The organism is Ancylobacter moscoviensis, assembly GCF_007559435.1.
In the GTDB taxonomy this organism is placed as follows: domain Bacteria; phylum Pseudomonadota; class Alphaproteobacteria; order Rhizobiales; family Xanthobacteraceae; genus Ancylobacter; species Ancylobacter moscoviensis.
Window position 1 is genome coordinate 339,203 of record NZ_VMBP01000001.1, and the last position, 23,941, is coordinate 363,143.

The 23,941-nt window shown below is 70.1% G+C and carries 19 protein-coding genes; 8 read left to right on the top strand and 11 right to left on the bottom strand.

Annotation, left to right across the window (positions count from 1 at the left end; genetic code table 11):
* Positions 1 to 34 precede the first annotated feature (34 nt).
* The 3 genes from FO470_RS01535 to FO470_RS01545 are packed head-to-tail and all read left to right on the top strand — an operon-like array spanning position 35 to position 2,793.
* Positions 35 to 913 (top strand): ABC transporter permease, encoded by an 879-nt coding sequence (locus tag FO470_RS01535; RefSeq protein ID WP_144341162.1) that lies wholly within the window; start codon positions 35 to 37, stop codon positions 911 to 913.
* 3 nt (positions 914 to 916) lie between these two features.
* Positions 917 to 1,717, top strand: coding sequence for an ABC transporter permease (locus FO470_RS01540; protein WP_144341163.1), 801 nt, complete (start codon positions 917 to 919; stop codon positions 1,715 to 1,717).
* Complete coding sequence (locus FO470_RS01545) at positions 1,714 to 2,793, top strand: ABC transporter ATP-binding protein (RefSeq protein ID WP_144341164.1); 1,080 nt, start codon at positions 1,714 to 1,716, stop codon at positions 2,791 to 2,793. Before FO470_RS01540 ends, FO470_RS01545 begins: the two co-directional genes overlap by 4 nt.
* Before the next feature lie 64 nt (positions 2,794 to 2,857).
* Here the strand turns inward: FO470_RS01545 and FO470_RS01550 are convergent, their stop codons facing one another.
* The 10 genes from FO470_RS01550 to FO470_RS01595 form a co-directional block, all read right to left on the bottom strand.
* The gene (locus FO470_RS01550; RefSeq protein ID WP_144341165.1) at positions 2,858 to 4,630 is read right to left on the bottom strand and encodes a thiamine pyrophosphate-binding protein; all 1,773 of its coding nucleotides are present in this window, start codon (positions 4,628 to 4,630) and stop codon (positions 2,858 to 2,860) included.
* Positions 4,631 to 4,720: 90 nt separating this feature from the next.
* On the bottom strand, positions 4,721 to 6,271 hold the full coding sequence (locus FO470_RS01555; protein ID WP_186291796.1) for an FGGY-family carbohydrate kinase: 1,551 nt from the start codon (positions 6,269 to 6,271) through the stop codon (positions 4,721 to 4,723).
* Positions 6,268 to 7,269: an ABC transporter permease gene (locus FO470_RS01560; protein ID WP_246659437.1), complete on the bottom strand. Its 1,002-nt coding sequence runs from the start codon at positions 7,267 to 7,269 to the stop codon at positions 6,268 to 6,270. Before FO470_RS01560 ends, FO470_RS01555 begins: the two co-directional genes overlap by 4 nt.
* A complete protein-coding gene (locus tag FO470_RS01565; RefSeq protein ID WP_144341167.1) occupies positions 7,266 to 8,270 on the bottom strand; it encodes an ABC transporter permease in 1,005 nt (334 codons plus the stop codon). The genes FO470_RS01560 and FO470_RS01565 overlap by 4 nt, the downstream gene beginning before the upstream one ends.
* Positions 8,270 to 9,784: a sugar ABC transporter ATP-binding protein gene (locus FO470_RS01570; RefSeq protein WP_246659438.1), complete on the bottom strand. Its 1,515-nt coding sequence runs from the start codon at positions 9,782 to 9,784 to the stop codon at positions 8,270 to 8,272. Before FO470_RS01570 ends, FO470_RS01565 begins: the two co-directional genes overlap by 1 nt.
* Positions 9,785 to 9,861: 77 nt before the next feature.
* Positions 9,862 to 10,899, bottom strand: coding sequence for a sugar ABC transporter substrate-binding protein (locus FO470_RS01575; RefSeq protein ID WP_144341169.1), 1,038 nt, complete (start codon positions 10,897 to 10,899; stop codon positions 9,862 to 9,864).
* 123 nt (positions 10,900 to 11,022) lie between these two features.
* Positions 11,023 to 12,501 (bottom strand): xylulokinase, encoded by a 1,479-nt coding sequence (gene xylB / locus FO470_RS01580; protein WP_144341170.1) that lies wholly within the window; start codon positions 12,499 to 12,501, stop codon positions 11,023 to 11,025.
* Between the two features lie 220 nt (positions 12,502 to 12,721).
* Entirely contained in the window at positions 12,722 to 14,266 is a 1,545-nt protein-coding gene (gene glpD / locus FO470_RS01585) for a glycerol-3-phosphate dehydrogenase (RefSeq protein WP_144341171.1), read from the bottom strand.
* Complete coding sequence (locus FO470_RS01590) at positions 14,259 to 15,098, bottom strand: HAD-IIB family hydrolase (protein WP_418655037.1); 840 nt, start codon at positions 15,096 to 15,098, stop codon at positions 14,259 to 14,261. The genes glpD and FO470_RS01590 overlap by 8 nt, the downstream gene beginning before the upstream one ends.
* Positions 15,099 to 15,100: 2 nt before the next feature.
* A complete protein-coding gene (locus FO470_RS01595; RefSeq protein WP_144341173.1) occupies positions 15,101 to 16,444 on the bottom strand; it encodes an iron-containing alcohol dehydrogenase in 1,344 nt (447 codons plus the stop codon).
* Between the two features lie 213 nt (positions 16,445 to 16,657).
* On the opposite strand from FO470_RS01595, the gene FO470_RS01600 reads away from it, so the two are divergent.
* The 4 genes from FO470_RS01600 to FO470_RS01615 all read left to right on the top strand — a co-directional run bounded on the left by FO470_RS01600 (position 16,658) and on the right by FO470_RS01615 (position 21,302).
* Entirely contained in the window at positions 16,658 to 17,650 is a 993-nt protein-coding gene (locus FO470_RS01600; RefSeq protein ID WP_144341174.1) for a sugar-binding transcriptional regulator, read from the top strand.
* A gap of 156 nt (positions 17,651 to 17,806) precedes the next feature.
* On the top strand, positions 17,807 to 19,327 hold the full coding sequence (locus tag FO470_RS01605) for an MFS transporter (protein WP_144341175.1): 1,521 nt from the start codon (positions 17,807 to 17,809) through the stop codon (positions 19,325 to 19,327).
* 281 nt (positions 19,328 to 19,608) lie between these two features.
* On the top strand, positions 19,609 to 20,760 hold the full coding sequence (locus FO470_RS01610; protein WP_144341176.1) for a catalase family peroxidase: 1,152 nt from the start codon (positions 19,609 to 19,611) through the stop codon (positions 20,758 to 20,760).
* A gap of 2 nt (positions 20,761 to 20,762) precedes the next feature.
* Positions 20,763 to 21,302, top strand: coding sequence for a cytochrome b (locus FO470_RS01615; protein WP_144341177.1), 540 nt, complete (start codon positions 20,763 to 20,765; stop codon positions 21,300 to 21,302).
* Positions 21,303 to 21,487: 185 nt separating this feature from the next.
* Here the strand turns inward: FO470_RS01615 and FO470_RS01620 are convergent, their stop codons facing one another.
* Positions 21,488 to 22,360 (bottom strand): helix-turn-helix domain-containing protein, encoded by an 873-nt coding sequence (locus FO470_RS01620; RefSeq protein ID WP_246659439.1) that lies wholly within the window; start codon positions 22,358 to 22,360, stop codon positions 21,488 to 21,490.
* Positions 22,361 to 22,770: 410 nt separating this feature from the next.
* Between FO470_RS01620 and FO470_RS01625 the strand changes: the two genes are divergently transcribed.
* Entirely contained in the window at positions 22,771 to 23,937 is a 1,167-nt protein-coding gene (locus FO470_RS01625; RefSeq protein WP_144341178.1) for an efflux RND transporter periplasmic adaptor subunit, read from the top strand.
* The last annotated feature ends 4 nt before the right edge of the window (positions 23,938 to 23,941 follow it).

A 23,941-nucleotide genomic window follows, 5' to 3' on the forward strand; every position in this document is an offset into this window, starting at 1 on the left:
CCGGGTCGCCTTCGAGCCCTTTCGACGAGCGCCCATGACCGTGACCGACGCCACGACCAGCACCGCTCCGCACGCGCCATCCGCCTCGTCGCGCCGCGCCGCCCGCGGTTTCGCGCCGGTGACGCCGGCCCTGGCGCTGGTGGTGTTCGTCTTCGTGCTGCCGGTGCTCGCGCTCCTGCTGCGCAGCGTGCTGGAGCCGCAGCCGGGTCTGCAGAACTATGAGGCCTTCTTCGCCTCCACCACCTATCTGAAGGTGCTCGGCAACACCTTCCTCGTCGCCGGCACGGTGACGGTGGTGACCGTGCTGCTGGGTTTCCCGGTGGCGTGGTTCCTCGCCATCGCACCGGGATTCTGGTCGCGCCTCCTGTTCGCCATCGTCATCCTGTCGATGTGGACCAACCTGCTGGCGCGCACCTATGCCTGGATGGTGCTGCTCCAGCGCACGGGCATCATCAACCGCACGCTGATCGACCTCGGGCTCATCTCCGGGCCGCTGCCGCTGATCAACAACCTCGTCGGCGTCACCATCGGCATGACCTACATCATGCTGCCCTTCATGATCCTGCCGCTGCACGCCACCATCCGCTCCATCGACCCCACCGTGTTCCAGGCGGCGGCGCTGTGCGGGGCGAGCCGTTGGCAGGCCTTCACGCGGGTGATGCTGCCGCTCACCGCCTCCGGCATCGCCGCCGGCGCGCTGATGGTGTTCGTCATGTCGCTCGGCTACTTCATCACCCCGGCGCTGCTGGGCGGCACCTCCAACATGATGCTGGCGGAGCTGATCGCCCAGCTCGTGCAGTCGCTGCTCGACTGGGGACTGGCGGGGGCCGCAGCGCTGATCCTGCTGACCATCACGCTCGCCATCTATCTCGTCCAGCTGCGCTTCTTCGGCTTCGGACAGGCGAGGAGCTGACCCATGCTGCTCGATTTTTCCCGTCTCGGCGGCTGGCGCGTCGCCCTCATCCTCATCGCGCTGCTGGTCGGCGCCTATCTGCTGCTGCCGATCCTGCTCATCGTCGCGCTGTCCTTCGGCTCCTCGCAATGGCTGCAGTTCCCGCCGCCCGGCTGGACGCTGCGCTGGTACGAGGAGCTGTTCGACGATCCCGAATGGATCGCCTCCTTCCTCACCAGCTTCCAGATCGCCGCCGTCGTCACCGTGCTGTCGGTTCTGATCGGGCTGATGGCCTCCTTCGGCCTCACCCGCGGCACCTTCCGCGGCCGGGAGGCGCTGCGCGCGCTGTTCCTCACCCCGATGATCCTGCCGGTGGTGGTGCTGGCGGTGGCGCTCTACGCCTTCTTCCTGCGCCTCCATCTCAACGGCACTTTCGTCGGCTTCGTGCTGGCGCACCTGGTCATCGCGCTGCCCTTCTCGATCATCGCCATCTCCAACGCGCTGGAGCGCTTCGACCGCGACATCGAGACCGCCGCCATCGTCTGCGGCGCCAGCCCGCTGGAAGCCAAGATCCGCGTCACACTGCCCGGCATCCGCCTCGGCCTCGTCAGCGCGGCGATCTTCTCCTTCCTCGCCTCCTGGGACGAGGTGGTCATCGCCATCTTCATGGCGAGCCCGGACCTCCAGACCCTGCCGGTGCGCATCTTCGGCACGCTGCGGCAGGACCTCTCGCCGGTCATCGCCGCCGTCTCGACAATCCTCATCGCCCTGACCGCCGCCCTCATGGCGCTCGCCGCCCTCCTGCGCAAGGACGCCCGCTCATGACCTTTCTCGACATACGTGGCGTGTCCAAGAGCTTCGGCAATGTCGCCGCCGTCTCCGACGTCTCGCTGGAGATCGCCCGGGGCGAGTTCATGACCTTCCTCGGCCCGTCCGGCTCCGGCAAGAGCACCACGCTCTACATGATCGCCGGCTTCTTCGAGCCGACCGGCGGCGACATCCGCCTCGACGGACGCAGCATCCTTGCCGAGCCGTCGAACAGGCGGAACATCGGCATGGTGTTCCAGCGCTATACGCTGTTCCCCCATCTCAGCGTCGCCGAGAACGTCGCCTTTCCCCTGCGCGTGCGGCGGCGGTCCGGCGCGGAGGTCTCCCGCAAGGTCGAGGAGATGCTGGCGCTGGTGCGCCTGGAGCGCTTCGCCGACCGCATGCCGGCCCAGCTCTCGGGCGGCCAGCAGCAGCGCGTCGCGCTCGCCCGCGCGCTCGCCTACGATCCCCCGCTGCTGCTGATGGACGAGCCGCTCTCGGCGCTCGACAAGAAGCTGCGCGAGGAGATCCAGGCCGAGATCCGCCGCATCCATCGCGAGACCGGCGTGACCATCCTCTATGTCACGCACGACCAGGAGGAGGCGCTGAGCCTTTCCGACCGGGTGGCGCTGTTCAACCACGGGCGCATCGAACAGGTGGGCAAGGGACGCGACCTCTACGACGCGCCGCACACCCGCTTCGTGGCCGGCTTCGTCGGCCATTCCAACTTCCTCGACTGCACCATCGCCGCCCGGCGGGACGTGCGTGCCGACATCGTCTTTCCCGATGGCAGCGGCTGCGCGGACATTCCGCTGCACGCCGCCGCTTCCTCCGGCACCGCCGCGCGGCTGATGATCCGCCCCGACCGGCTGCAGCTCGCCGCACCGGTGCCGGCGGCCGGTCCGGGCATCGACACCACCCTGTCCGATGCGACCTTCATCGGCGAGACCTTCCACTTCGCGGTGACGACCGGCTGGGGGGCGCAGGTCAATGTCCGGCTTCCCGCGGGCGCGCCGATGGCCCATGAGCCGGTCATCGGCGAACGCGTCCGGCTGAGCTGGAACGCCGCCGACGCCCGCCTGTTCGCGGACTGAGTGCCGCGCCAGGACGCCGGTAGATCCCTGGTTAAAGGGGCGGGCGTGCCCGCCCCTCGCGGGCCTACGCCAGGGTGGGCGAGGTCTTCCAGTCGCGCAGCTTGTAGACCGTGCCGGGGCGCGGGCGTGGGGTATCGCCGCCTTCGCGCATGCGGCGCTTGAAGGAGTGGATGGGCGTGGCGAGATCGTCGATGCGGAACTCCACCACCGAGGGGCCGTCATAGGCGAAGGCCGCATCCAGAGCGGGGCCGATCTCGTCCGGCTTCTCCACATAGAACGCCTTCAGCCCCAGCCCGGCCGCCGCCTCGGCGAAGCTCGGGTGGCAGCTCTGGCTCTCCAGCAGCGCCGACTGGACGTTCTTGAAGAAGATCTCCTGCCAGAGCTGGATCCAGCCCAGCCGGCCGTTGTTCAGCACAATGTTGACCACGCGCTGGTTCTGCTGGACCTGCGTCGCCAGCTCGCCGATCGTGTAGGAGAAGGCGCCGTCGCCGGCCACCGTCACGATGCGCGCGTCGGGCCGCGTCGCCGCCGCGCCGATGGCCGCCGGGGTGGAATAGCCGAGGCCGCCCTGCCCGCGCGCATAGAGGAACTGGCGGCCGGCCTTGCGCGCCGGCAGGAAGTTGGCGATCCAGCCGGCCGAGAAGCTGGCGTCGGAGACCACGATGTCGTCCTCCGACAGCCGCTCGGCGAGCGCCGCCATGACGCGGGGCGGGTTGAGCGGCAGCTGCTCGCTGGCGATCTCCTCGCGCTTCTGCGCCTCGCCGGCTTCCTTGACCTCGGCGATGCGCGCCATCCAGGCGGGGTGGCTCTGCGGTTCGAGCGAACGGTCGATCAGGCGCAGGGCCTCGCGCACGTCGCCGAACAGCGAGACGGTCGGCCTGAAGGTGCGGCCATGCTCGTTAGGGTCGGCGTCGATGGTGATGGTCGCCTGCTCCGGCAGCGGCAGCGTCCAGTTCATCGCCGTGTTCTGGCTGGCCTTGGAGCCGCACCAGATCACCAGATCGGCTTCCTTGATCAGCTCGATCGCCGCCCAGGAGCCGAGCGGGTTGAGCGTGCCGGCGGCATAGGGCAGCGTCTCCGGCACCGAGCCACGCCCGGTCAGGCTGGTCACCACGAGCCCCTGCAGCTTCTCGGCGACCCGCCCGACCTCCGCCGTGGCGTCGGCCCCGTGGACGCCGCCGCCGCAGACCAGCGCCGGGCGCTTCGAGCGCGCGATCAGCGCCACGGCGTCGGCCACCGCCTCGCCGGTCGGCGCGGCGCGCACGAAGGGCGCCTGGATCGCCCTGTCGTCGATGGCGACCTTGACGAGGTTCTCGTCCCATTCGGCGTCGAAGATGTCGTGCGGGATGATCAGCGCCACCGGGCCCGGCCGCGGCGAGGTCGCTACCCGGAAGGCGGTGCGGATCATCTCCGGCAGGGCCGTCACCGAGGGAACCAGCCAGGAATCCTTGGTGATGGTCTTGAAGAAGGAGAGCTGGTCGAAGCCCTGGCTGGCGATGCCCTTCTCCTTCAGCGTCAGCCAGTCGAGCGGCAGCTCGCCGACGATGCCGATCATCGGCACCGAGGCGTTGAGCGCCTCGATGAAGCCGGCCGGCAGCAGGTTGGCGCCGGGACCGACGGTCACGTCGCACACGCCGGGCTTGCCGGTGAGCCGCGCATAGGCGTCGGCGGCATAGGCGGCGTTGCGCTCGTCGCGCATCAGCACGTGGCGGATGCGGTTGCTCCGCCGCGAAATGCCGTCATGCAGCGCCGTGGTCTGCCCGCCCGGCATGCCGAAGACCAGCTCGACGCCGTATTGCGCCAGCATTTCGGCGACCAGATCTCCGATGTGAGCCATGTGTCCTGTACTCCAGATAGGGACCGTTGCCGTCCGGGTCGGACGGGAGGGATAGGGATGGGCGACGCCGGCCGGGAGGGGCCGGAGGGATCAGGCCGGCACGGCGCGCTCGCGCACCTTGGCGTGCATGAGCGGGGCGAGCGCGACATGGGTCGCCCGGTAGTCCTCGAAGATCGAGGCGTAGCGCGCGCCGGCCTCGCGGTCGGGCTCGATCACGAAATCCTCGCGGACCATCGCTCCGGCGCCTTCCGGCAGGTCGCGGAACGCGCCGCCCCCGACCGCCGCCACGATGGCCGAGCCGAAGGCCGACGCCTCGCTCACCTGCGGCACGTTGATCGGCACGCCGCTGACATCGGCGTGCATCTGCAGCAGGAAGCGGCTGCGCACCGTGCCGCCGCAGGCGGTGAGGGAGCTCACCGCGATGTCGTTGGCCGACAGCGTGCGCAGGATGTTCTCGGTGCCGTAGGCGACGGATTCGATCAGCGCCCGCAGGATGTGGTCGGGCGAGTGCTTGAGCGTGAGGCCCCAGATGGCGCCGCGCAGGTCGTAGTCGGTGTAGGGGTTGCGGTTGCCCTGCCAGAAGTCGAGCGCCACCAGCCCCTCGGCGCCGATCGGTATGCCGGCGGCGCGCGCGATCATCGCGGTGTAGGGATCCTCGCCATGGCACAGCGCGGTGCCGAAATGGTCGTGCCACCACTTGATGATGGAGCCCGAGGAGACCTGCCCGCCCTCCAGCACATAGAGACCGGGAACCACGCAGTCGGGATGCGGGCCGAACAGACCCGGCACCTCGCCGGGCTGGTCGGTCACGCTCAGCACGAGATGCGACGATCCGGTGATGAAGGCGGTGCGGCCGGGCCGGCACACGTCGAGCCCGACCATCGCCACATAGGCGTCGGTGCCGCCGCAGACCACCAGCGTGCGGCGGCCCAGCCCCATGGTCTCGGCGACGTCGGCCGCCACCGGCCCGATCGGCGCGCCGAGCGCCAGCACGTCGGAAGGAAAGCGTTCGGTGATGCCGGCGAGCCCGATGCGCTCGAAGAAGCCGGTCGGCCAGCCGCCGGCGAGGCCGCCGTGGAACCAGCGGTTGCTCGCCTGATTGAGGCCGAGCGTCAGCCGCCCGGAGAGACGGTAGGCGATGTAGTCCGCCATCTCGACGAACCAGCGCGTGCGCGCGAACAGCTCCGGCTGGTTCTCCTTGATCCAGAGGATGCGGGGGATCATCCACTCCGCGCTCACCCCCGCCCGGCAGCGGGCCAGGGCCGGATCGCCGCATTGGGACATGCGGCGGGCCTGGGCGGAGGCGCGGGTGTCCATCCAGAGAATGGCCGGGCCGAGGGGCTGGCCGGCTTCGTCGAGCGCCACGAGGGTGCTCGACGTGCCGTCGGCCGAGATGGCGAGGATGTCGTCCGGTGCGGCGCCGGCGCGCGCCACCGCCTCGCGCACCGCGGCGCAGGCGGCCTCCCACCAGTCGGCGGGGTTCTGCTCGGTCCAGCCCGGCCTCGGGTGGGTGGTGGGATAGTTGCTCGTCGCCGTGCCGCGCACATGGCCGGCGAGATCCGACACGATGGCGCGGGCGCCGCCGGTGCCGCAATCGAGCCCCACCACGAGGGGACCGGTCGCCCGGGGATGCATGTTCATGACCGTCCCCCCTTGGCGAAGCCGTCCAGCGCCCGCCCCATGCGTACGGCCATGGCGACGCCGGCGAGCAGCAACGCGCCCTTGATGATCTCGCGCTGATAATCCGGCCATCCGAGCAGGGCGCCGCCGCTCACCAGCACCGCCAGCAGCAGCACGGCGGTGGCGGTGCCGATCACGTTGGGCCGGCCGATGCGGATCATCATGCCGCCGAGGAAGACGGCGGTGAGCCCGTCGATGAAGTAGGAACTGCCGATCATCGGCTGGCCGGAGGACAGGCTCGCCGCCAGCAGCACCCCCGCGACCGAGGCGCAGACGCCGCTGATCAGATAGACAAGCACCAGCAGGCGGTGGACGGGGACGCCGACATCGACCAGCGCCTCCTCGTTCTGCTCGGCGGCGTAGATGTAGTGGCCGAAGGTCAGCCGCTCCTGCATCCACCACGCCACCGCGTAGAGCACGGCGACGAAGAGCGCGATGAGCGGCACCGGGCCGAGACGGGCGGCGAGGAAATCGCCGAGCAGCCCGGTATCGTCGATGCGGATCGAGGTGCCCGCGCCGATGGCCGCCGCCGCGGAGGCGCACACGCCGCCGGTCGCGATGGTGGTGATCAGCGGGGAGAGGCGCATCCGGCCGACGAGGACGCCGTTGACCAGCCCCACGACGGCGCCGATGGCGATGCCGCACAGCGCCGCCAGCGCCCAGCCGCTGCCCTGCGCGAGCAGGCCGGCAGTCGTCATGTTGGCGAGGGCGGCGATCTGCATGAAGCTGACGTCGATCTTGCCGGCCGCGATCACCCAGGTCAGCCCGAGCACCATGATCGCCATGATGCTGGCACTGCGCAGGATGGTGACGATGTTGCCGCTGTCGAGCATCTGCGGCCGCCCCGCCGCGAAAGCGAGAAGGCTGGCGATCAGCGCGAGCAGCAGCCACCAGCGGCCGATGGCTCTGAAGCCGGCAAAGGACATCTGCGGACGCATGGGCGAGGAAATCTCGGTCACGGGTGTGTCTCCCCGATCTTTCGGCCGAAGCCGAGGAAGGTCATGAGGAAGGCCGCCTCCCGCCGCAGGCGCTCGTCGAACAGGACGACACCCGCGAGCAGGATCAGGCTCACCACGCCGTCGCTGTAGTAGTAGGGCACGCCGAGCAGCGAGAAGCCGTCGAGCAGGATGGTGATCAGCGCGGTGCCGGCCAGAGTGGCCGGGATGGAGGCGCCGCCGAGCAGCGCCGCGCCGAGGAAGACGGCGGCATAGGCCGGCATGAGGAAATTGGCGCCCTCATTGGTGTCGGCGGTTCCCGATTCCGCCAGGATCAGCACCACGGCCAGCACGGCGGTCGCCGCGCAGACCGCGAAGGCACCCATCGTGTAGAGCCGGACGGGGATGCCCGACAGATGCGCCGAGACCGGGTTCTCGCCGGCGGCGCGGAACGAGGCGCCGAACCGCGAATGGTGCAGCACCAGATAGGCGACGCCGTAGATGGCGATGAGGAAGTAGAACGAGGCGTTCAGGCCGAGGAAGCGGATATCGTTGAGGTCGATCAGCCCCGAGGTCATGAAGTTCTGGAAGATCGTCCGCCCGCCCGTATAGAGGAAGGCCATGCCGCCGACGATCGAGCCGGTCGCGATGGTGGTGACGATGTCCGGCAGCCGGCCATAGGCGACCGCGAAGCCGTTCACGAGGCCGACCGCGATCCCGACCCCCAGCCCCGCCGCGATGGCGGCGCCGAGCGAATATCCCCCGGCGATCAGGAAGCCGATGGTCATCGCCGCGAAGGAGGCGATGCCGGGGAAGGACAGGTCGTATTTGCGCACCACCACCACGAAGGTGAGGCCAAGCGCGGCGAGCCCGTTGGCCGCCATGTGCCGGGTCACGGCGGTGAGGTTGCGCATGGAGAGGTAGCGCGGCTCGATCAGCGCGAAGATGGCGACCACCGCCGCCACGAGGGCGAGGAAGGCCAGCACGCGGTAGAAGCCGGAGGGAAGGCGCGAGGTCGCCGTCATCAGTGCAGGCTCCCCATGATCCCGGCGGCGAGGAGCCGGCCGCGGGTGATGTCGCCGGAGGGCTGGCCGATCTGCCGGCCCTTGTAGAGCGCGAAGGTGCGGTCGGAGAGACCGTGCACCTCGTCGCAGTCGCTGGACATGACGATGACCGCCGCGCTCTCGGCGAGGTCGCGCATCAGCCCGTAGAGGCGCGAGCGGGCGCCGATGTCGACGCCGACCGTCGGCTCGACGAAGATGTAGAGGTCGGCCCCGGCGAAGAGCCCCTTGGCGACCACGATCTTCTGCTGGTTGCCGCCGCTGAAATCGCTCACCGCGCGGTCAAGCAAGGGCGGGTGCAGCGTCACCTTCTCCGCCAGCGCCGCGCTGGCGCGGCGGTTCCGCCCACGGCGCAGCAGGCCGGCGAGGCCGGACGCCTTGCCCAGATTGGCGAGCGTCATGTTGAAGACCGAAGCCTGGCTGAGCGTCAGCCCCTCGGTGCGCCGGTCGCCCGGCACCAGGAAGATGCCGTTCGCCAGCGCCTCGCGCGGCGTGCGCGGGGCGATCTCCCGCCCGCCCAACCGCATCTTGCCTTCCGCCGGCCCCATGGCGCCGAACAGCACCTTGGACAGTTCGTCGAGCCCGGAGCCGACGAGCCCGAAGACGCCGACGATCTCGCCGCGCCGCACGTCGAAGCGGATGTTGTCGAGCACGCCCGGCAGCCGCAGCCCCTCGACGGAGAACACCACCTCGCCGGCGCCGGCATCCTCGCGCCGGGGCGGATAGACGTGATCGAGCGTCTCGCCGAGCATCAGCTCGGCCAGGGTGACGCCCTCGGCGCGGGCCGCCTCGACGCTCATGGTGGTGATGCGCCGGCCGCCGCGGAAGACGGTGAGGCGGTCGACGATCTCCATCACCTCCTCCAGGCGATGGGTGATGTAGATGATCGAGATGCCGAAGGCGCGCAGATGCGCCATCAGGCGGAACAGCACGCCCTTTTCCACCTCGGTCAGCGTCGAGGTCGGCTCGTCGAGGATGAGGACGCGGATGTTCTCGCGCGACAGCGCCTGCAGGATGGCGACGATCTCCCGCTCCACCACCGACAGGCTGGAGACCCGGCGCGAAAGGTCGATCTCCACCGGGAAGCGGGCGAGCAGCGCGTCGGCGCGCCGGCGCATGGAGGCGCGGTCGATGCGGCTCCAGAAGCCGCGCCGCCCGCCTTCCATGCCGAGGAAAATGTTCTCGTAGCCGGTGAGGTCGCCCACCAGCTCGGGATGCTGCTGGACGGCGGCGACCCCGTGGGCGATGGCGTCGCGCGGCGAGCGGAACTCCACGCTGCGGCCGTCGATCTCGATCGTGCCTTCGTCCTTGGTGTAGACGCCCGACAGGATCTTGATGAAGGTCGACTTGCCGGCGCCGTTGACGCCGAGCAGCGCGTGGATCTCCCCCTGCTCCAGGGTGAAATCCACCTCGCCGAGCGCCTGCACGGGGCCGAAGCGCTTGGCGAGCCGCGATATGGTCAGGACGGGTTGGGCCACGACAGGCCTCCTCACGGATATCGGCATCGGTGCCGGCGGAAGCCGGGGGCGTGGCCCGCCCCCGGCACGGCGGACGGTCAGACGGCGCGTACCCAGCCCATCTGCTCGGCGCGGCCCGGCACGTCGTAATCGTCCGGCAGCCCTTCCTTGAGCATGTCCTGGGTGACGGCGTAGGCGGGGGTGATGACCGTGCGCGGCGTCTTGCGGCCGGCGAGATGCTCATGGGCGTAGAGCACGTCGAGATAGGCCATCTCGTAGAAGGACTGCGCCATGGACAGCTTCAGCTGCGAGCCGGCGGCGATGTAGTTGAAGGCCTGCGAGCCGCCGTCGATGCCGGTGATGATGAGGTTCGGGCGGTCGGCCGCGCGGGCGGCGAGGGTGCCTTCCACCGCCGCCCCGTCCCAGGCGCACCACACCGCCGCCAGGTCGTCATGCGCGGTGAGGATGTTGTCGACCGCCTGCCGGGGCGTGACGTTGCCGGCGAGCGCGAAGGCCCAGCTCGTCACCACCTTGATGTCGGGATAGCGGCGGAGCGCCCATTCCATGCCGAGCGTGCGCTGGTCCCAGCTCTCGTTCTGCGGCAGCAGCACGCGGGCGATCGGGCCCTTGCCGTTCAGCTTCCGGGCGATGAAATCGCCGGTGTAGAAGCCCATGCCGAAATTGTTCGACATCGCCGTGGTGTTGACGGCGACGCCGGGGATCATGCTGTCGGCGGCGAAAACCGGGATGCCGGCGCTGATCGCGCGCTGCACCGCCGGGGCGATGGCCACCGCGTCGGCCGGGGTGACGAACAGGGCGTGCGGCTTGGTGGCGATGAGCGAGTCGATCTGGTCGGACTGCTTCTTGGCGTCGAAGCCGGCATCGGTGGTGGTGAGCGTACCGCCCAGCTCCTTCACCGCCGCGGTGAAGCCGTCCTGCAGATGGCGGCCGGAATCGTAGGTCGTCCAGCCCAACGCCGCGGCGAACTTGTAGTCGGCGGCGAGGGTCGGGCGGATGTTGAGATACTGCGCCGCCATCAGCGTCGTGCCGGCGGTCAGCAGCATGCGGCGCGACAGCTTGAAGCCGCCCTCGCCCGCTCCGGCGGGCGCCGCGTCGTTCGATGCGAAATCCGTCATTGGGTCGTTCTCCCTGGTCGAAGATGTCCTGGTCCACCGTCGGGGGCGGAGCGGCTCTTTCGTTTTCGAGTGGCTCCCGACCGAAGCGCCGGGAGGCTGGCGTTGGTTCAGACGTGGTCGGCGTCAGGCGTGGCCATGCAGCGCCATCGAGGCGTTACGGACGGGAGCGTAGAGACCCCGCCACTGCGCGAAGGCGTCGCGGTAGCTCCCGGCGAGCGCCGGATCGGGCTCGATCGTGCGGGCGATCTTCGGCCGCCGCAGCACGTCGCGCGGCGGCGCGTTGGTCGCCGCGATCATGCCGAGGCGGGCGGCGCCGAAGGCCGCCCCGAGCTCGCTCGCCTCGGGAATGTCGATGACGCAGTCGAGCGCGTTGGCAACCATCGACATCCAGAGCGGCGAGCGCGACCCGCCGCCGATGCCGAGCAGCCGCTCGAAGCGCGCGCCATTGTCGTGGAAGCCGTGGGCGGCGTCGGTGAGGGCGAAGGCGACGCCCTGCAGCACCGCATGGGTGAGCGCCCGCGCATCCGTGCCGTGATCGAGGCCGACGAAGGCGCCGCGTATCTCGGCATCGTCCTGCGGGCTCCAGCAGCCGTCGAGGAAGGGCAGGAACAGCAGGGAGCCGGCGGGCCGGGGCGTGTCGCCGAGATCGCGGACGAGTTCGGCCGCCGGTCGCCCGAGCAGTCCGGCGAGCCAGTTGAGGCAGGAGGTCGCCGAAAGGATCACCGACATCTGGTGCCAGATGCCCGGCACCGCGTGGCAGAGCGTCTCGATCGCGTGGTCGCGGCTCGGCCGCGCCTCGTTGGTGGCGACGAACAGCACGCCGGAGGTGCCGAGCGACACCGTGCCGGCACCGGGTTCGATGATGCCGCTGCCGCAGGCGCCGCAGGCATTGTCGCCGCCGCCGCCCGCCACCGCCGGCCGGTTCACCATGCCCCAGCGGTCGGCGAGGCCGGGGGTGAGCAGGCCGCTCGGCTCGGTGCCTTCGACGAGGCGGGGCATCTGCGAACGGTCGAGATCGGTCGCCGCCAGCAGCCGGTCGGACCAGGCCCGGCGGGTGACGTCCATCCAGAGCGTGCCGGAGGAATCCGCCATGTCGGATACCTTCTCGCCGGTCAGCTTCAGGCGGATGTAGTCCTTGGGCAGCAGGACGGTGCGGATGCGGGCGAAGTTCTCCGGCTCGTGCCGCTGCACCCAGATCAGCTTGGGCGCCGTCACGCCGGGCGTGGCGCGGCGGCCGGCGATGGCCCGCAGGTCCGGCTCGCGCTCCTCGAGCCGGCGGCATTCGGCGGTGGAGCGCGTGTCGTTCCAGAGGATGGCCGGCCGGATGGGCCGGTCCGCGTCGTCGAGCAGCGTCGCCCCGTACATCTGCCCGGAGAGGCCGATGCCGCGCACGGCGGCCATCTCCCTGGGGTGACGATGGGCGAGGTGGTCGAGCGCCTCGCAGACCGCGTCCCACCAGATCTCGGGGTGCTGCTCGGACCAGCCGCGATGCGGCCGGTCGACCGACAGCGGCCGCGACGAGCCCTCCGCGAGGATGCGCTGGTCCTCATCCATCAGGATGGCCTTCACCCCGGACGTGCCGAGGTCGATTCCCAGATACATGTCGTCACCCGCTGTTACGGTGTGAGTGACCTGGGGAAATCCCCAGGGGCGTCTTCTCCCGTGGCTCCGGCCTTTTTGGCCGTCCGCCGATGGGCGGCTTGTGCCGCCCTTCTTGTGTCGTCACGGCTGGCTGGGCCGCGTAGGCGTGGTGTCTGCGTCTTCCTTCTGCGTTCAGGCACGTTGTCTTGCAGGCCCGCTCTTGCGAAGCGTGTTCCTGCCGTCAGGCGACCTGCGAAAGGCCGCCCATGTACCGGTCCATGTCCCGGACCTGCTCGCGTGTAAGATGCAGGCCCAGCTTGCTGCGCCGCCAGAGAATGTCCTCGCTGGTCGTCGCCCATTCGTTGCGGCGCATGTGCTCGATCTCCGCCTCGGTCAGCCCGGCGCCGAAATGGCGGCCGAGATCGGACGGCTTCGATGCCTTGCCCAGGATCGCCGCCGCCTCGGTGCCGTAATAGCGGGCGAGGCGCTCCGCCTCGCGCGGCGCGAGGAACGGATAGTCCTCGCTCAGCTCGCGCCGGAGCGCGTCGAACCCCTGCATCGGGAAGTCGCCGCCGGGCAGCGCCGCGCGGCCGGTCCAGCCGCGCCGGGCGGTGATCTGCGCACGCTGCGGCGGCGCGTAGAGCGGGGCGATCCTGTCGAGGACGGCTTCGGCGAGGCGGCGGTAGGTGGTGATCTTGCCGCCAAAGATCGACAACATTGGCGCTCCGCCGGCCGCATCGAGTTCGAGCACATAGTCGCGGGTCGCGGCCTGCGCCGCGCCGGCGCCGTCGTCGTAGAGCGGGCGCACGCCGGAATAGTGCCACACCACCTCGCGCTCCGACACCGGCCGGGCGAAATAGCCGCTCGCCGCCCGGCAGAGATAGGAGACCTCCTCCTCGCTCGCCCGCACCTGGGCGAGGTCGCCGGTGTAGTCCCGGTCGGTGGTACCGATGAGGGTGAAGTCCTGCTCATAGGGAATGGTGAAGACGATCCGCCCGTCGCCGTTCTGGAAAATGAAGCAGCGGTCGTGCTGGTAGAGCTTGCGCACCACGATGTGCGAACCCTGCACCATACGCGTCCGCCCCTTGGGTGAACGGCCGGCGAGGTGCCGCACCACGTCTCCCGCCCACGGCCCGGCGGCGTTGACCAGCACCGGCGCGCGAATCTCCCGCCGCACGCCGCCTTCGCCCTCGACGGTCAACGTCCACCCATGAGCATCCGAGCGCACCGCCGTGCAGGCGCTGCGGGTGACGATCTGCGCGCCCTTGCGCTCGGCGTCGCGGGCGTTCAGCACCACCAGACGGTTGTCCTCCACCCAGCAGTCCGAATATTCGAAGCCCACGGACAGACCCGGCTTCAAACCCTCGCCGATCGGGCTGGAGGCGAAGTCCACCGTGCTCGTGCCCGGCAGCGCCTTGCGGCCGCCGAGATGGTCGTAGAGGAAGAGCCCCGCCCGCAGCATCCAGCGCGGGCGCATCTGCGGCACGTGCGGCAGCACGAAACGCAGCGGGCGGACGATGTGCGGGGCGATGCCCCACAGAACCTCGCGCTCCTCCAATGCCTCGCGCACCAGCCGGAACTCGTAGTGCTCGAGATAGCGCAGTCCGCCATGCAGCAGCTTGGTGGAGGCGGAGGAGGTGGCGCCGCCGAGATCGCCACGCTCGCACAGGAACACCTTCAGCCCGCGCCCCGCCGCGTCGCGCGCGATGCCGCAGCCATTGATGCCGCCGCCGATGATGGCGAGGTCGTAGACGTCCGTCCTGCCGGTGAGCGCCGCCTCAGCCATGGCCGTGCACTCCGGGAGCGCGGGTACCCTGCGCGCCGTCGCGGGCCGCGAGAACCAGATCGGCGACCTCGACGAAGCCCTCGCCGCCGCGTCCGCGGGCGACGAAGCTCGGCAAATGGGGCACCGCGTCCTTGAAGTCGAGCACGTTGGCAACGCCGAAGGAGAGCGGGAAGAAGTCGAACATCGGCCCGTCATTCGGGCTGTCGCCGACGAAAACGATGCGCTCGCGGTCGTCGTCGAGGTCAAGGCCGAGGATGTCGTGGGCGAAGATCCGGCTCATCGCCAGCTTGTCGTAGTCGCCGAACCAGCCATTGACGTGGATCGAGGACAGCTTGGCGATGGCGCCCGCCGAGGTGAACAGGTCCAGGACCCGGTCGACCGCCTCCTTCGGGAGCGGGGGAACGTCCTCGCAGACGTCGATGGCGAGGTCGGCCTCGCGGTAGAGCTGGTCCGAGGCGATGCCGGTGCCCGGCACCTCGCGCAGGATGATCTCCCGCAATTCGGAAAGCCGGGCGCGGTTGCGTCGGCGTTCCTCGTCGGTGGCGAAGAAGCGCTGGACCATGCGCCTCTCTTCCCGGCGATAGGAGAAATAGAAGGCGCCGTTCTCGCCGACGACGCCGGCCACCGGCCAGAACCGGGCGATCATGTCGCACCAGCCGGCGGGGCGGCCGGTGATCGGCACCACCGCGAGGCCGGCGGCGTCGAGCCGCTCCAGCGCCTCATAGGCGGCGGCCGGCAGGCGGCCCTCGCAGGTCAGCGTGTCGTCGATGTCGGTGAACACCGCGGCGATGCCGGACAGGGACGAGGCATCGAGGGTGGCGAGCGGGCGCAGGCTCATCGTCCCTCCTCCGCGATGAAGTCCTCGAGGATGCCCATACCGGCCGCCAGATCGAGGAAGGAGTAGCGGTCGCGCATCTCCGGGCTGTAGCGCAGCGCGTCGCGGTAGAGGTCGAGGTCGATGCCGAGCTCGCCCGCCGTCGCCGCCCCGCCCGCCGCGTGCATGTGCCCGGCGAGCACGGCCGAGGGGACGGCCATGTCGAGAAGCCGCGCCCGCAGGTCCGGCCAGAGCAGAGCGAGGCGTGCGTTGAAAGCCTCGCACCCGGCCTCGTCGAGCGCCTTGGCGCGGCTGGCCGCGATACAGGCGTCGACCGCCGCCGCCGGATAGCGCCGGCGCAGGGCCTCCTCGTCGACGGGAACGGGACGGACGACCGGCGCCTGCTTCTGAGACAGGATCCGCTCCTGCAGCCGCGCCATGGTGACGGAGGTCACGCCCACCTGCTGACCGTGCACCGTGCCGGGGTGGCGGTCGCCGGCGAAGCTGTCGATCCAGTGGGAAATCTGGTGCTCGCCCATGGAGCCGGGGTGGCTCATGCGGGCGACGGAGATGCCGAAGCCGGTGAGGGTGAGCACGCGGTGCAGGTAGCCCACCGCCTCGCGGTCGCCCTGCGCGAGAGCGGCGGAGCGGGCGAGAAGCGCGCTCTCGTCGGCATCCTGCAGCGCATAGGGCGCCTCGCAATAGGTGGTGCCGAACATCCGGTTGGAGAAATACCAGTCCACCTGCGCGGTGGAGCGGCACAGGCTGTCGCCGAGCCCGGCGGCGATCAGATAGGCGGGCGCCGCGGCGTTCACCGCCAGATCGATGAAGACGCCGCGCGCCGCGTGGGCGTTCTGCGTGGTCTTCAGGCCGGAAGCCAGGGTGATCGAGGCCGTCGTCGAGGTGTAGCCGTTCATCGAGGGCGCGGTGCCGAACACGCAATAGGGCCGGCCATCCCGGGCGGTGGCGTATTTGCAGAGGTCATTGATGGTGCCTGAGCCCACCGCGACCAGCGCATCGACGCCGCGCGTCTTCTCCTGCAGGGCGGCCACCTGCGCCTCGTCGGCGTGGGGGTGGTCGAGCACGACCGCGCGGGCCGAGGAGCCGAGCGTGGCGGCGACGGCGGCGCCTTGCGCGTCCCAGGTGTCGCGGTCGGCCACCACCGCATAGCTCGCCGCCGGCATGTTGGTGCGGACGAGATCGGCATGGGCGCCGTCGAGATCGTCGGCGATCACCACGCAGGCGAAGGGAACCTCGGCGGGACGGCCGGTATCGGGGCTGATCCAGCGGCCGGCGATCACGTCGTCGATCAGCTCGGTCCAGGGCGCGCGCGCGGTCTCGCGCACCATAACGGGGCGATTCATGCCGGTGTTCCCTCCCAGGGAGCGTTCTTGTCTTGTTGTTGGCATATTTCAATTGACTATGACGTTTGTCAATATCGTTTTTCACGACTATCTGACAAATGCCGGAACGGTGCCGAAAGGCCGGAAATCCGTTAGAAGAAGCAGCAAGGAATCGCGACGCCGCCGTCACCCGCCGGGGGATGACGGCGCGGCGCGGCAAGCGAGGGGGCATAGATGGGCGAGCCACATGAGACGCAGCTGCGCCGTCCGCGGCGCCAGCCCGCCGTGCCGGCGGAGTTCGGCCTCGATCCGGTCCTGTGGGCGGCGTGGCTCTATTACGAGGAAGGGCTGAAGCAGGACGACATCGCCGAAAAGCTGGGCGTCTCGCGCGCCTCGGTGTTCAACCTGCTGCAGCGCGCCCGCGACGAAGGCGTCGTCAACATCAAGATCGACCCCTCGCGCATGGAGCGGGTGAGCCTGGCGCGGGACATCGAGGCCGCCACCGGCATCGACGAATGCTTCATCATCCCCGACGAGGGTGCCGACGAGCCGCTGCACGACCGCATCGGCCGCTTCGGCGCGCGGCTGCTGGAACAACGCCTGACCGGCGAGGACGTGCTCGGCGTCGCCTGGGGCCGGACGGTCATGTCGCTGTCGAAGGCGCTGACGCCGCTGCATCTGCCCGGCGCCTCCATCGCGCAGGTCACCGGCAGCTCCATCGCCACCTACGACTTCTCGCCGGAGCTGTGCACCTCGAACATCGCGATCCGCGTCGGCGGGCGCTGCATCAACCTGCACGCGCCCGGCATCGTCTCCAGCGCGAAGATGAAGCAGCTCCTGATGGAGGAGCCGATCATCGAGCAACATTTCAAGCTGCTGCGCACCTGCACGCGGACGCTGTTCGGCGTCACCCATGTCGGCAGCGAGACGCTGCTCAAGGACAGCGGCTTCATGTCGGAGCCGATCCTCGCCGAGTACCAGCGGCGCGGCGCCATCGGCTTCGTCTCCGGCTACTTCTTCGACAGCCAGGGCAACCCGGTGCTGACCGAGATCGACGCCCGCCACATCGTCATGCCGCTGGAGGACTTCCTGAAGGTGCCGGAACGCATCTGCATCGGCGGCGGCATGGAGAAAGTCGAGGCGATCTCCGGCATGCTGAAGGGCGGCTACGCCAACATCCTCGTGACCGACGCCGCGACCGCCGGCGCCGTGCTGAAGAGCTGCTGAAGCCGCGCCCGCGAACGGGCGGGATCGGGTGGCGAGCCCGCTCCGGAACGGGGACCTTCCGTCGCGCACTGGCCCATTCCGGCCAGATCGGCTATCCAGCGGCCCCCGCCTCGCGGTGGGTCACAGGTGGCAGGGCAGGACGGAAGGACGGCCGACATGGATACGGCAACGAGCCCGACCCGCCCGCCGCAGGCGACGCCCCGCGACTGGATCGCCCTCGCCGTCATCGCGCTGCCCTGCCTCGTCTATGCGATGGACCTCACGGTGCTGAACCTCGCCGTTCCGCACCTCGCGCTCGATCTCGCGCCCTCGGCCTCGCAGTTGCTCTGGATCATCGACATCTACGGCTTCATGGTCGCCGGCACGCTGATGCTGATGGGCACGCTCGGCGACCGCGTCGGCCGCCGCAAGCTGCTGCTGATCGGCGCGGCCGCCTTCGCCTGCGCCTCCGTGCTGGCGGCGATGGCGCGCAGCGCCGAGCAGCTCATCCTCGCCCGTGCCCTGCTGGGTATTGCCGGGGCGACCCTCGCCCCCTCCACCCTCTCGCTGATCCGCAACATCTTCCTCGACCAGCGCCAGCGCACCTTCGCCATCGGCGTGTGGATCGCCTGCTTCTCCTCCGGCGCGACGCTCGGCCCGCTCGTGGGCGGGGTGATCCTCACCTATTTCGCCTGGGGCGCGGTGTTCCTCGCCGCCGTGCCGGTGATGATCGGCCTGCTCATCGCCGGGCCGCTGCTGCTGCCGGAGTTCCGCGACGAGAACGCCGGCCGGCTCGACATCGTCAGCGCGGTGCAGTCCATCGTTGCCTCGCTGGCGCTGATCTACGGCATGAAGCGCACCGCCGAGAGCGGCTTCGGCTGGGAGGCGGTGGCCGCCATCGCGCTCGGCCTCGCCGTCGGCGCCCTCTTCATCGGCCGGCAGAAGCGGCTGGCCGACCCGATGATCGACCTTGGCCTGTTCCGCCACCCCGGCCTCGGCGCGGCGCTGGCGATCAATGTCACGGCGATGCTGGGCGCGATGGGCATCTTCGTCTTCATCTCGCAGTATCTCCAGCTCGTGCTCGGCATGAGCCCGATGGAAGCGGGGCTGTGGACCGCGCCTTCCGGCGTGTGCTTCGCCATCGGCTCCATGGCGACGCCGCAGCTGGTGCGGCGCTGGCGGCCGGTCGACGTGCTCTCCTGCGGGCTGGTGCTGGCCTCGCTCGGCTTCCTGCTGCTCACCCGGCTGGGGGAAAGCCAGTCGCTGCCGGTGCTGATGGGCGCGATCCTGATGATGTGCCTCGGCCTCTCGCCGGTCGGCACCATCACCACCGACCTGATGATGCGCATCGCCCCGGCGGAACGGGCGGGCGCCGCCTCGGCCATCTCCGAGACCAGCTTCGAGTTCGGCGGCGCGCTCGGCATCGCCGTGCTCGGCAGCCTGGTGGCGGCGAGCTACCGGGTGGCGATGGCGGACGTCCCGCTGCCCGGCATTCCGCCCGAGATCCTCGCCCCCGCCCGGCGCACGCTCGACGCGGCGGCAATCGCCGCCGACAAGCTTCCCGAGGCGCTGGCCGCGCCCCTGCGGGAAGCGGCCCACGCCGCCTTCGCCCACGCGCTCGACCTCGCGGCGCTGGCCTGCGTGGGCGCGACGCTGCTCGCCCTGATCATCGCCCGCACGCGCCTCAGCCGCTCCTGACGGAGCCGCGAACCACCGCTCCCCTCAAAATTACCGACAGCGCCGGGGCGCCCCCGGTGCCTCCCTGATCGTCTTTCGCAACCGCCCGCCCACGGGCGCGTTGAACCGCTTGGGCGGTGCATTCCCGCCATCGCGTTCGTTCTGGGTATACGGCGTGCCGGCGCCTCCGGTCAGCTGAGCGGGCAACCGCCTCGTTCCTCACATCCACGGAGGAGAGGCCGCTGCCGCGCGCCGCGTCGCACCGGCCTCTCCTCCGGCACAAACCGCAGGAGTTCGATCGCATGAACGAACAGCAACCTCCCGGCGCGCGGTACCGGCTCTGGCCGCCGCACCCGCGCGCCCTCGCCGGCCTCGGGGCCACCGGTCTCGTGCTGGCCGGCGTCGCCGGCGCCTTCGCCTATACTGGCGGCTTTCTCTCGCCCGGAAAGCTCACCCAGTCGCGGTTCATCGACCGCTTCCAGGCGCTCAACGGCGTGCATCCCGGCTTCCGGCGCAACCATGCCAAGGGCGTCTGCGTCACCGGCAGCTTCGCCAGCAACGGCGCCGGCACCCGGCTGTCGCGCGCGGCGGTGTTCGCGCCCGGCAGCGTGCCGGTGATCGGCCGCTTCGCCGTCGGCATCGGCAAGCCTTTCATGCCGGACAACGAGACGGAGGTGCGCAGCCTCGCGCTCAGCTTCCGCCCCGCCGGCGGCGAGGAATGGCGCACCGGCATCAACGACATTCCCGCCTTCCCCGTGCGCACGCCGGAAGCCTTCTACGAGCTGATGGGTGCCTCCGCTGCCGATCCGGCGACCGGCAAGCCGGATCCGGCCCGCATGCAGGCCTTCCTCGCCGCGCACCCGGAAAGCGCCCACGCCCTCGGCCTCATCCGCGCGCGGCCGTTCTCCACCGGCTTCGCCAATGCCAGCTACAATAGTCTCGACGCCTTCCGCTTCGTGAATGCGGGGGGCATCTCGACGCCGGTGCGCTGGACCCTGGCGGCGGTGGACCCCTATGTCGCCCAGACCCCGGCGCCGGATGCGCCGCGCGACCCGAACTACCTGTTCGACGCGCTCATCGCCCGCATGCAGCAGGCGCCGCTGCAGTACCGGCTCGTCGTCACCATCGGCCGGCCGGGCGACCCGACCAACGATGCCACCCAGCCCTGGCCGGCGGATCGCGAGCGAGTGGAAGTCGGCACCCTCACCCTCGACCATGTCGAGGCCGAAGGACCCGGCAATTGCCGCGACATCAACTACGACCCTCTGGTGCTGCCGGACGGTATCGCGCCGTCCGACGACCCGCTGCTGAGCGCCCGCTCGGCCGCCTATTCCGTCTCCTTCACCCGCCGGGCTGGCGAAGAGAAGACGCCGAGCCAGGTACAGGTCCCCGAGACGCAAACGCCCAGCGCGCAAGCCCCCGTCACACCCTCCGACACCGGAAAAGGAAGCTGACCATGACCGCACAGCGCTTCCCCGCCTTCTCCCGCCTGCTGCACTGGCTCATGGCGGCGATGATCCTCGCCATGCTGTTCATCGGCATCGGCATGGTCGCCTCGCTGGCCGATTATCACTGGCTGCTGTCGATCCACCGCCCGCTCGGCGTCGCCATACTGGTGCTGGTCGCGGTGCGGCTGGTGAACCGGCAGATCAACCCGCCGCCGCCCCTGCCGGCGGACATGCCGGCGCATCTGCGCATCGCCGCGCATGCTTCGCACGGGCTTCTCTACGCGCTGATGTTCGCCGTGCCGCTGGTCGGCTGGGCGATGCTGTCCGCGGCGCGCTACCCGATCGTGCTCTACGGCGCGTGGCAGCTGCCGCCGATCCTGCCGCAGAACGACATGTTCTATGCGTGGCTCCGCAGCGCCCACACCGTGCTGGCGCTGGCCTTGTTCGCCGTCTTCCTGGCGCATCTCGCCGCCGCGCTCACCCACGCTTTCGTCTTTCGCGACGGCGTGTTCCAGAGCATGGCCTCGGTGCGCAGGGCCAAGGCGTGACGCTCCCCCGGGTGGCTTGGCCACCCGGGCTTCCCGGCCAATCCCTCCTGCCATTGACGGCTCGGCCAAAAAAAACCCCGGCTCGCGAGAGCCGGGGTTTGAGGAAGGCTTCCGGGGACGAAGCCTCAGGGGAAGTGGAGAGGGGCAGACACGGAACGGGGTTCGCCTGACGCGATGCGCGCGGCTCAGTTGCGAACGCGGTTGGCGCAGCGCCACTGATAGGGGGTGTCGCCGACGAAGCGGCGGAACACGGTAGTGAAGTGGGCCTGGGTCTGGAAGCCGACCGCGAGGGCGATCTCCACCAGCGGATCACGGGTCTCCAGCAGCATCTCCTGGGCCCGCTCGATGCGCCGGCGCAGCAGATATTCGTGCGGGCGCATGCCGGTGGCGACACGGAACTGGGCGGCGAAGTGCATGCGGCTCAGGCCCGCGGCGGTGGCCATGCCGGCCAGCGTGATGGCCTCTCCGAGGTTCTCCTCGACATAAGCGGCCACGCGCTTGAAGCGCCACTTGGGCAAGCCGGACTTGGGACGGCGCGGCGCGGAGGCCGGATCCTCGGCGGGCGAGGTCTCGATCGGCTCGATCGACGGACGGAATGCGCGGTCGTCGCAGTCCGGCTCGGTCTTGGCGAAGCCGGGAACGCTCAGCAGCCGGGTGACGATGGCGAGGCGCAGCGCGTCGGCATAGAGCCCGCCGAACTCCCGCCCGTCGTGCTCGGCCGCTTCCAGCGCCTGCGAAAGGCGGCTGACGACCGGATCGGCGGCATTGGCGACCGTGCTTCCGGCAAGGACGCCGGCGCAGCGGCGCACATCCTCCGGCGCGACCTCGAGGCGGATCGTCTCGCCGCTCTGGTCGAGCGCATCGGCGCCGCCGACCGGCGAGGAAATGGCGACCACCACGCCCATATGGCCGAGGCGAACCGAAAAACCGTCATCCGGCAGGCCGGCGGAGCGGGGCACGGCCGGCGCGGGGACCGGAGCGAAGGGATAGGAGGCAAGCGGCGCATCGGCGCGGGCCGACCGGAAGCTGCCGGAGAAGGGCGAGACGTGGATCGACATGGCTTGGACTCCGTGGTCCTCGAATTGGGAGGAAGCCGCTGGAAGCCCCGTGGGCGGTGGTCGTCGGCCCGAATACTTGCCTCGGCAACACCAGGTCTTGCCGGGGTAAATACCGCGCTGACCTCCTCTGTCGCTCGGTGCGTCCAGAACATCGGCTGGCGATGAGGACAGAGTATCGGCCGGGCGCAATCTCTCCATTCTACCAGGGTTTGCACCCGTATCTGATGAGTTTGCCCGTCTCATACCTAGGTATGGCGGCACGCCGGAAAGCGGTTGCCGGAAGCCCCGGCCGGCGCTTCGGCAAGCCTTGCGGCGATCGCGAAAGACCGCCGACGCGACGCGGCGCAAGGTACGGGCCGTCCGCCACCGCAGCCCTGCCGCTGGCGGCCCCTTGCTCGAGGGCACAGGTCATGCCGGAACACACCAGCGCGCCCGGACCGGCGTATCCCAGATCAACGCTGCGCCACGCTTCGCTGCTGATTCTCGTCCTCACCCTTGCGGGGGCCGGCTATCAGGTCTGGCGCCATACCGATGCGCCTGCGCCCGCCGCCGCCGCGCCGCCGGCCGTGCCGGTCGAGGTGGCGCCGGCCGCCCGTGCCGACGTTCCCGTCCATCTCACCGGCATCGGCACGGTGGAGCCCTACAACACTGTGACCGTGCGCTCGCGCGTCGACGGCGAGTTGCAGCAGGTGCTGTTCCAGGAGGGACAGGACATCAGGAAGGGCGCGCTGCTCGCGGTCATCGACCCCCGCGTCTTCCAGGCGGCGCTCGAACAGGCGAAGGCCAAGCTGGCGCAGGACGAGGCCTCGCTGGCGAATGCCAGGCTCAATCTCGGCCGCGACACCCGGCTCGGCAAGGACGAATTCGCCAGCCAGCAGATGATCGACAACGAGAGCAGCGCCGTCGACCAGCTCACCGCGCAGATCGCCCAGGACAAGGCGATGATCGATTCGGCGGCGACGCAGCTCTCCTACACCTCGATCACCGCGCCGATCGACGGCCGTGCCGGACTGCGCCTCGTCGATCAGGGCAACATCGTCCATGCGGGCGACCCGAACGGTCTCGTCGTCATCAACCAGATCCATCCGATCAGCGTGATCTCGACGCTGCCCCAGCGCGACGTGCCCGCCATCCGCGCCGCCCTCGACCACGGCAAGGTGGAGGCGCAGGCGCTCTCGCGCGACGACGGCTCGGTGCTGGACATCGGCACGGTCGAGCTGATCGACAACCAGATCGACCCGCAAAGCGGCACGCTGCGCGTGAAATCGAACTTCCCCAATGCGAGCGACCGGCTGTGGCCCGGCCAGTTCGTCGACGTCGAAGTGCGCGTGAGCACGCTCGCCGGCGCGGTGACGGTGCCCTCCGATGCCATCCAGCGCGGCCCCGACGGCGACTACGTCTTCGTCGTCGGCCCGGACGACATGGTGGCGCAGATGCCGGTGAAGGTCGGCCAGATCGCCGACGAGATCGCCGTCATCGAGAGCGGGCTCGCGCCGGGCGCGCGCGTGGTGACGCATGGCCAGTACCGCCTCGCGCCGGGCACGCGGGTCTCGGTCGGAACCGGCGCGGAAGGCTAGGCTC

Excerpts from the sequence above, each read along its gene's own strand:
- FO470_RS01535 (WP_144341162.1), top strand. The coding sequence starts at position 35 with ATGACCGTGACCGACGCCACGACCAGCACCGCTCCGCACGCGCCATCC.
- FO470_RS01540 (WP_144341163.1), top strand. The coding sequence starts at position 917 with ATGCTGCTCGATTTTTCCCGTCTCGGCGGCTGGCGCGTCGCCCTCATC.
- FO470_RS01545 (WP_144341164.1), top strand. The coding sequence starts at position 1,714 with ATGACCTTTCTCGACATACGTGGCGTGTCCAAGAGCTTCGGCAATGTC.
- FO470_RS01550 (WP_144341165.1), bottom strand. The coding sequence starts at position 4,630 with ATGGCTCACATCGGAGATCTGGTCGCCGAAATGCTGGCGCAATACGGC.
- FO470_RS01555 (WP_186291796.1), bottom strand. The coding sequence starts at position 6,271 with ATGAACATGCATCCCCGGGCGACCGGTCCCCTCGTGGTGGGGCTCGAT.
- FO470_RS01565 (WP_144341167.1), bottom strand. The coding sequence starts at position 8,270 with ATGACGGCGACCTCGCGCCTTCCCTCCGGCTTCTACCGCGTGCTGGCC.
- FO470_RS01575 (WP_144341169.1), bottom strand. The coding sequence starts at position 10,899 with ATGACGGATTTCGCATCGAACGACGCGGCGCCCGCCGGAGCGGGCGAG.
- xylB (WP_144341170.1), bottom strand. The coding sequence starts at position 12,501 with ATGTATCTGGGAATCGACCTCGGCACGTCCGGGGTGAAGGCCATCCTG.
- glpD (WP_144341171.1), bottom strand. The coding sequence starts at position 14,266 with ATGGCTGAGGCGGCGCTCACCGGCAGGACGGACGTCTACGACCTCGCC.
- FO470_RS01595 (WP_144341173.1), bottom strand. The coding sequence starts at position 16,444 with ATGAATCGCCCCGTTATGGTGCGCGAGACCGCGCGCGCGCCCTGGACC.
- FO470_RS01600 (WP_144341174.1), top strand. The coding sequence starts at position 16,658 with ATGGGCGAGCCACATGAGACGCAGCTGCGCCGTCCGCGGCGCCAGCCC.
- FO470_RS01605 (WP_144341175.1), top strand. The coding sequence starts at position 17,807 with ATGGATACGGCAACGAGCCCGACCCGCCCGCCGCAGGCGACGCCCCGC.
- FO470_RS01610 (WP_144341176.1), top strand. The coding sequence starts at position 19,609 with ATGAACGAACAGCAACCTCCCGGCGCGCGGTACCGGCTCTGGCCGCCG.
- FO470_RS01615 (WP_144341177.1), top strand. The coding sequence starts at position 20,763 with ATGACCGCACAGCGCTTCCCCGCCTTCTCCCGCCTGCTGCACTGGCTC.
- FO470_RS01620 (WP_246659439.1), bottom strand. The coding sequence starts at position 22,360 with ATGTCGATCCACGTCTCGCCCTTCTCCGGCAGCTTCCGGTCGGCCCGC.
- FO470_RS01625 (WP_144341178.1), top strand. The coding sequence starts at position 22,771 with ATGCCGGAACACACCAGCGCGCCCGGACCGGCGTATCCCAGATCAACG.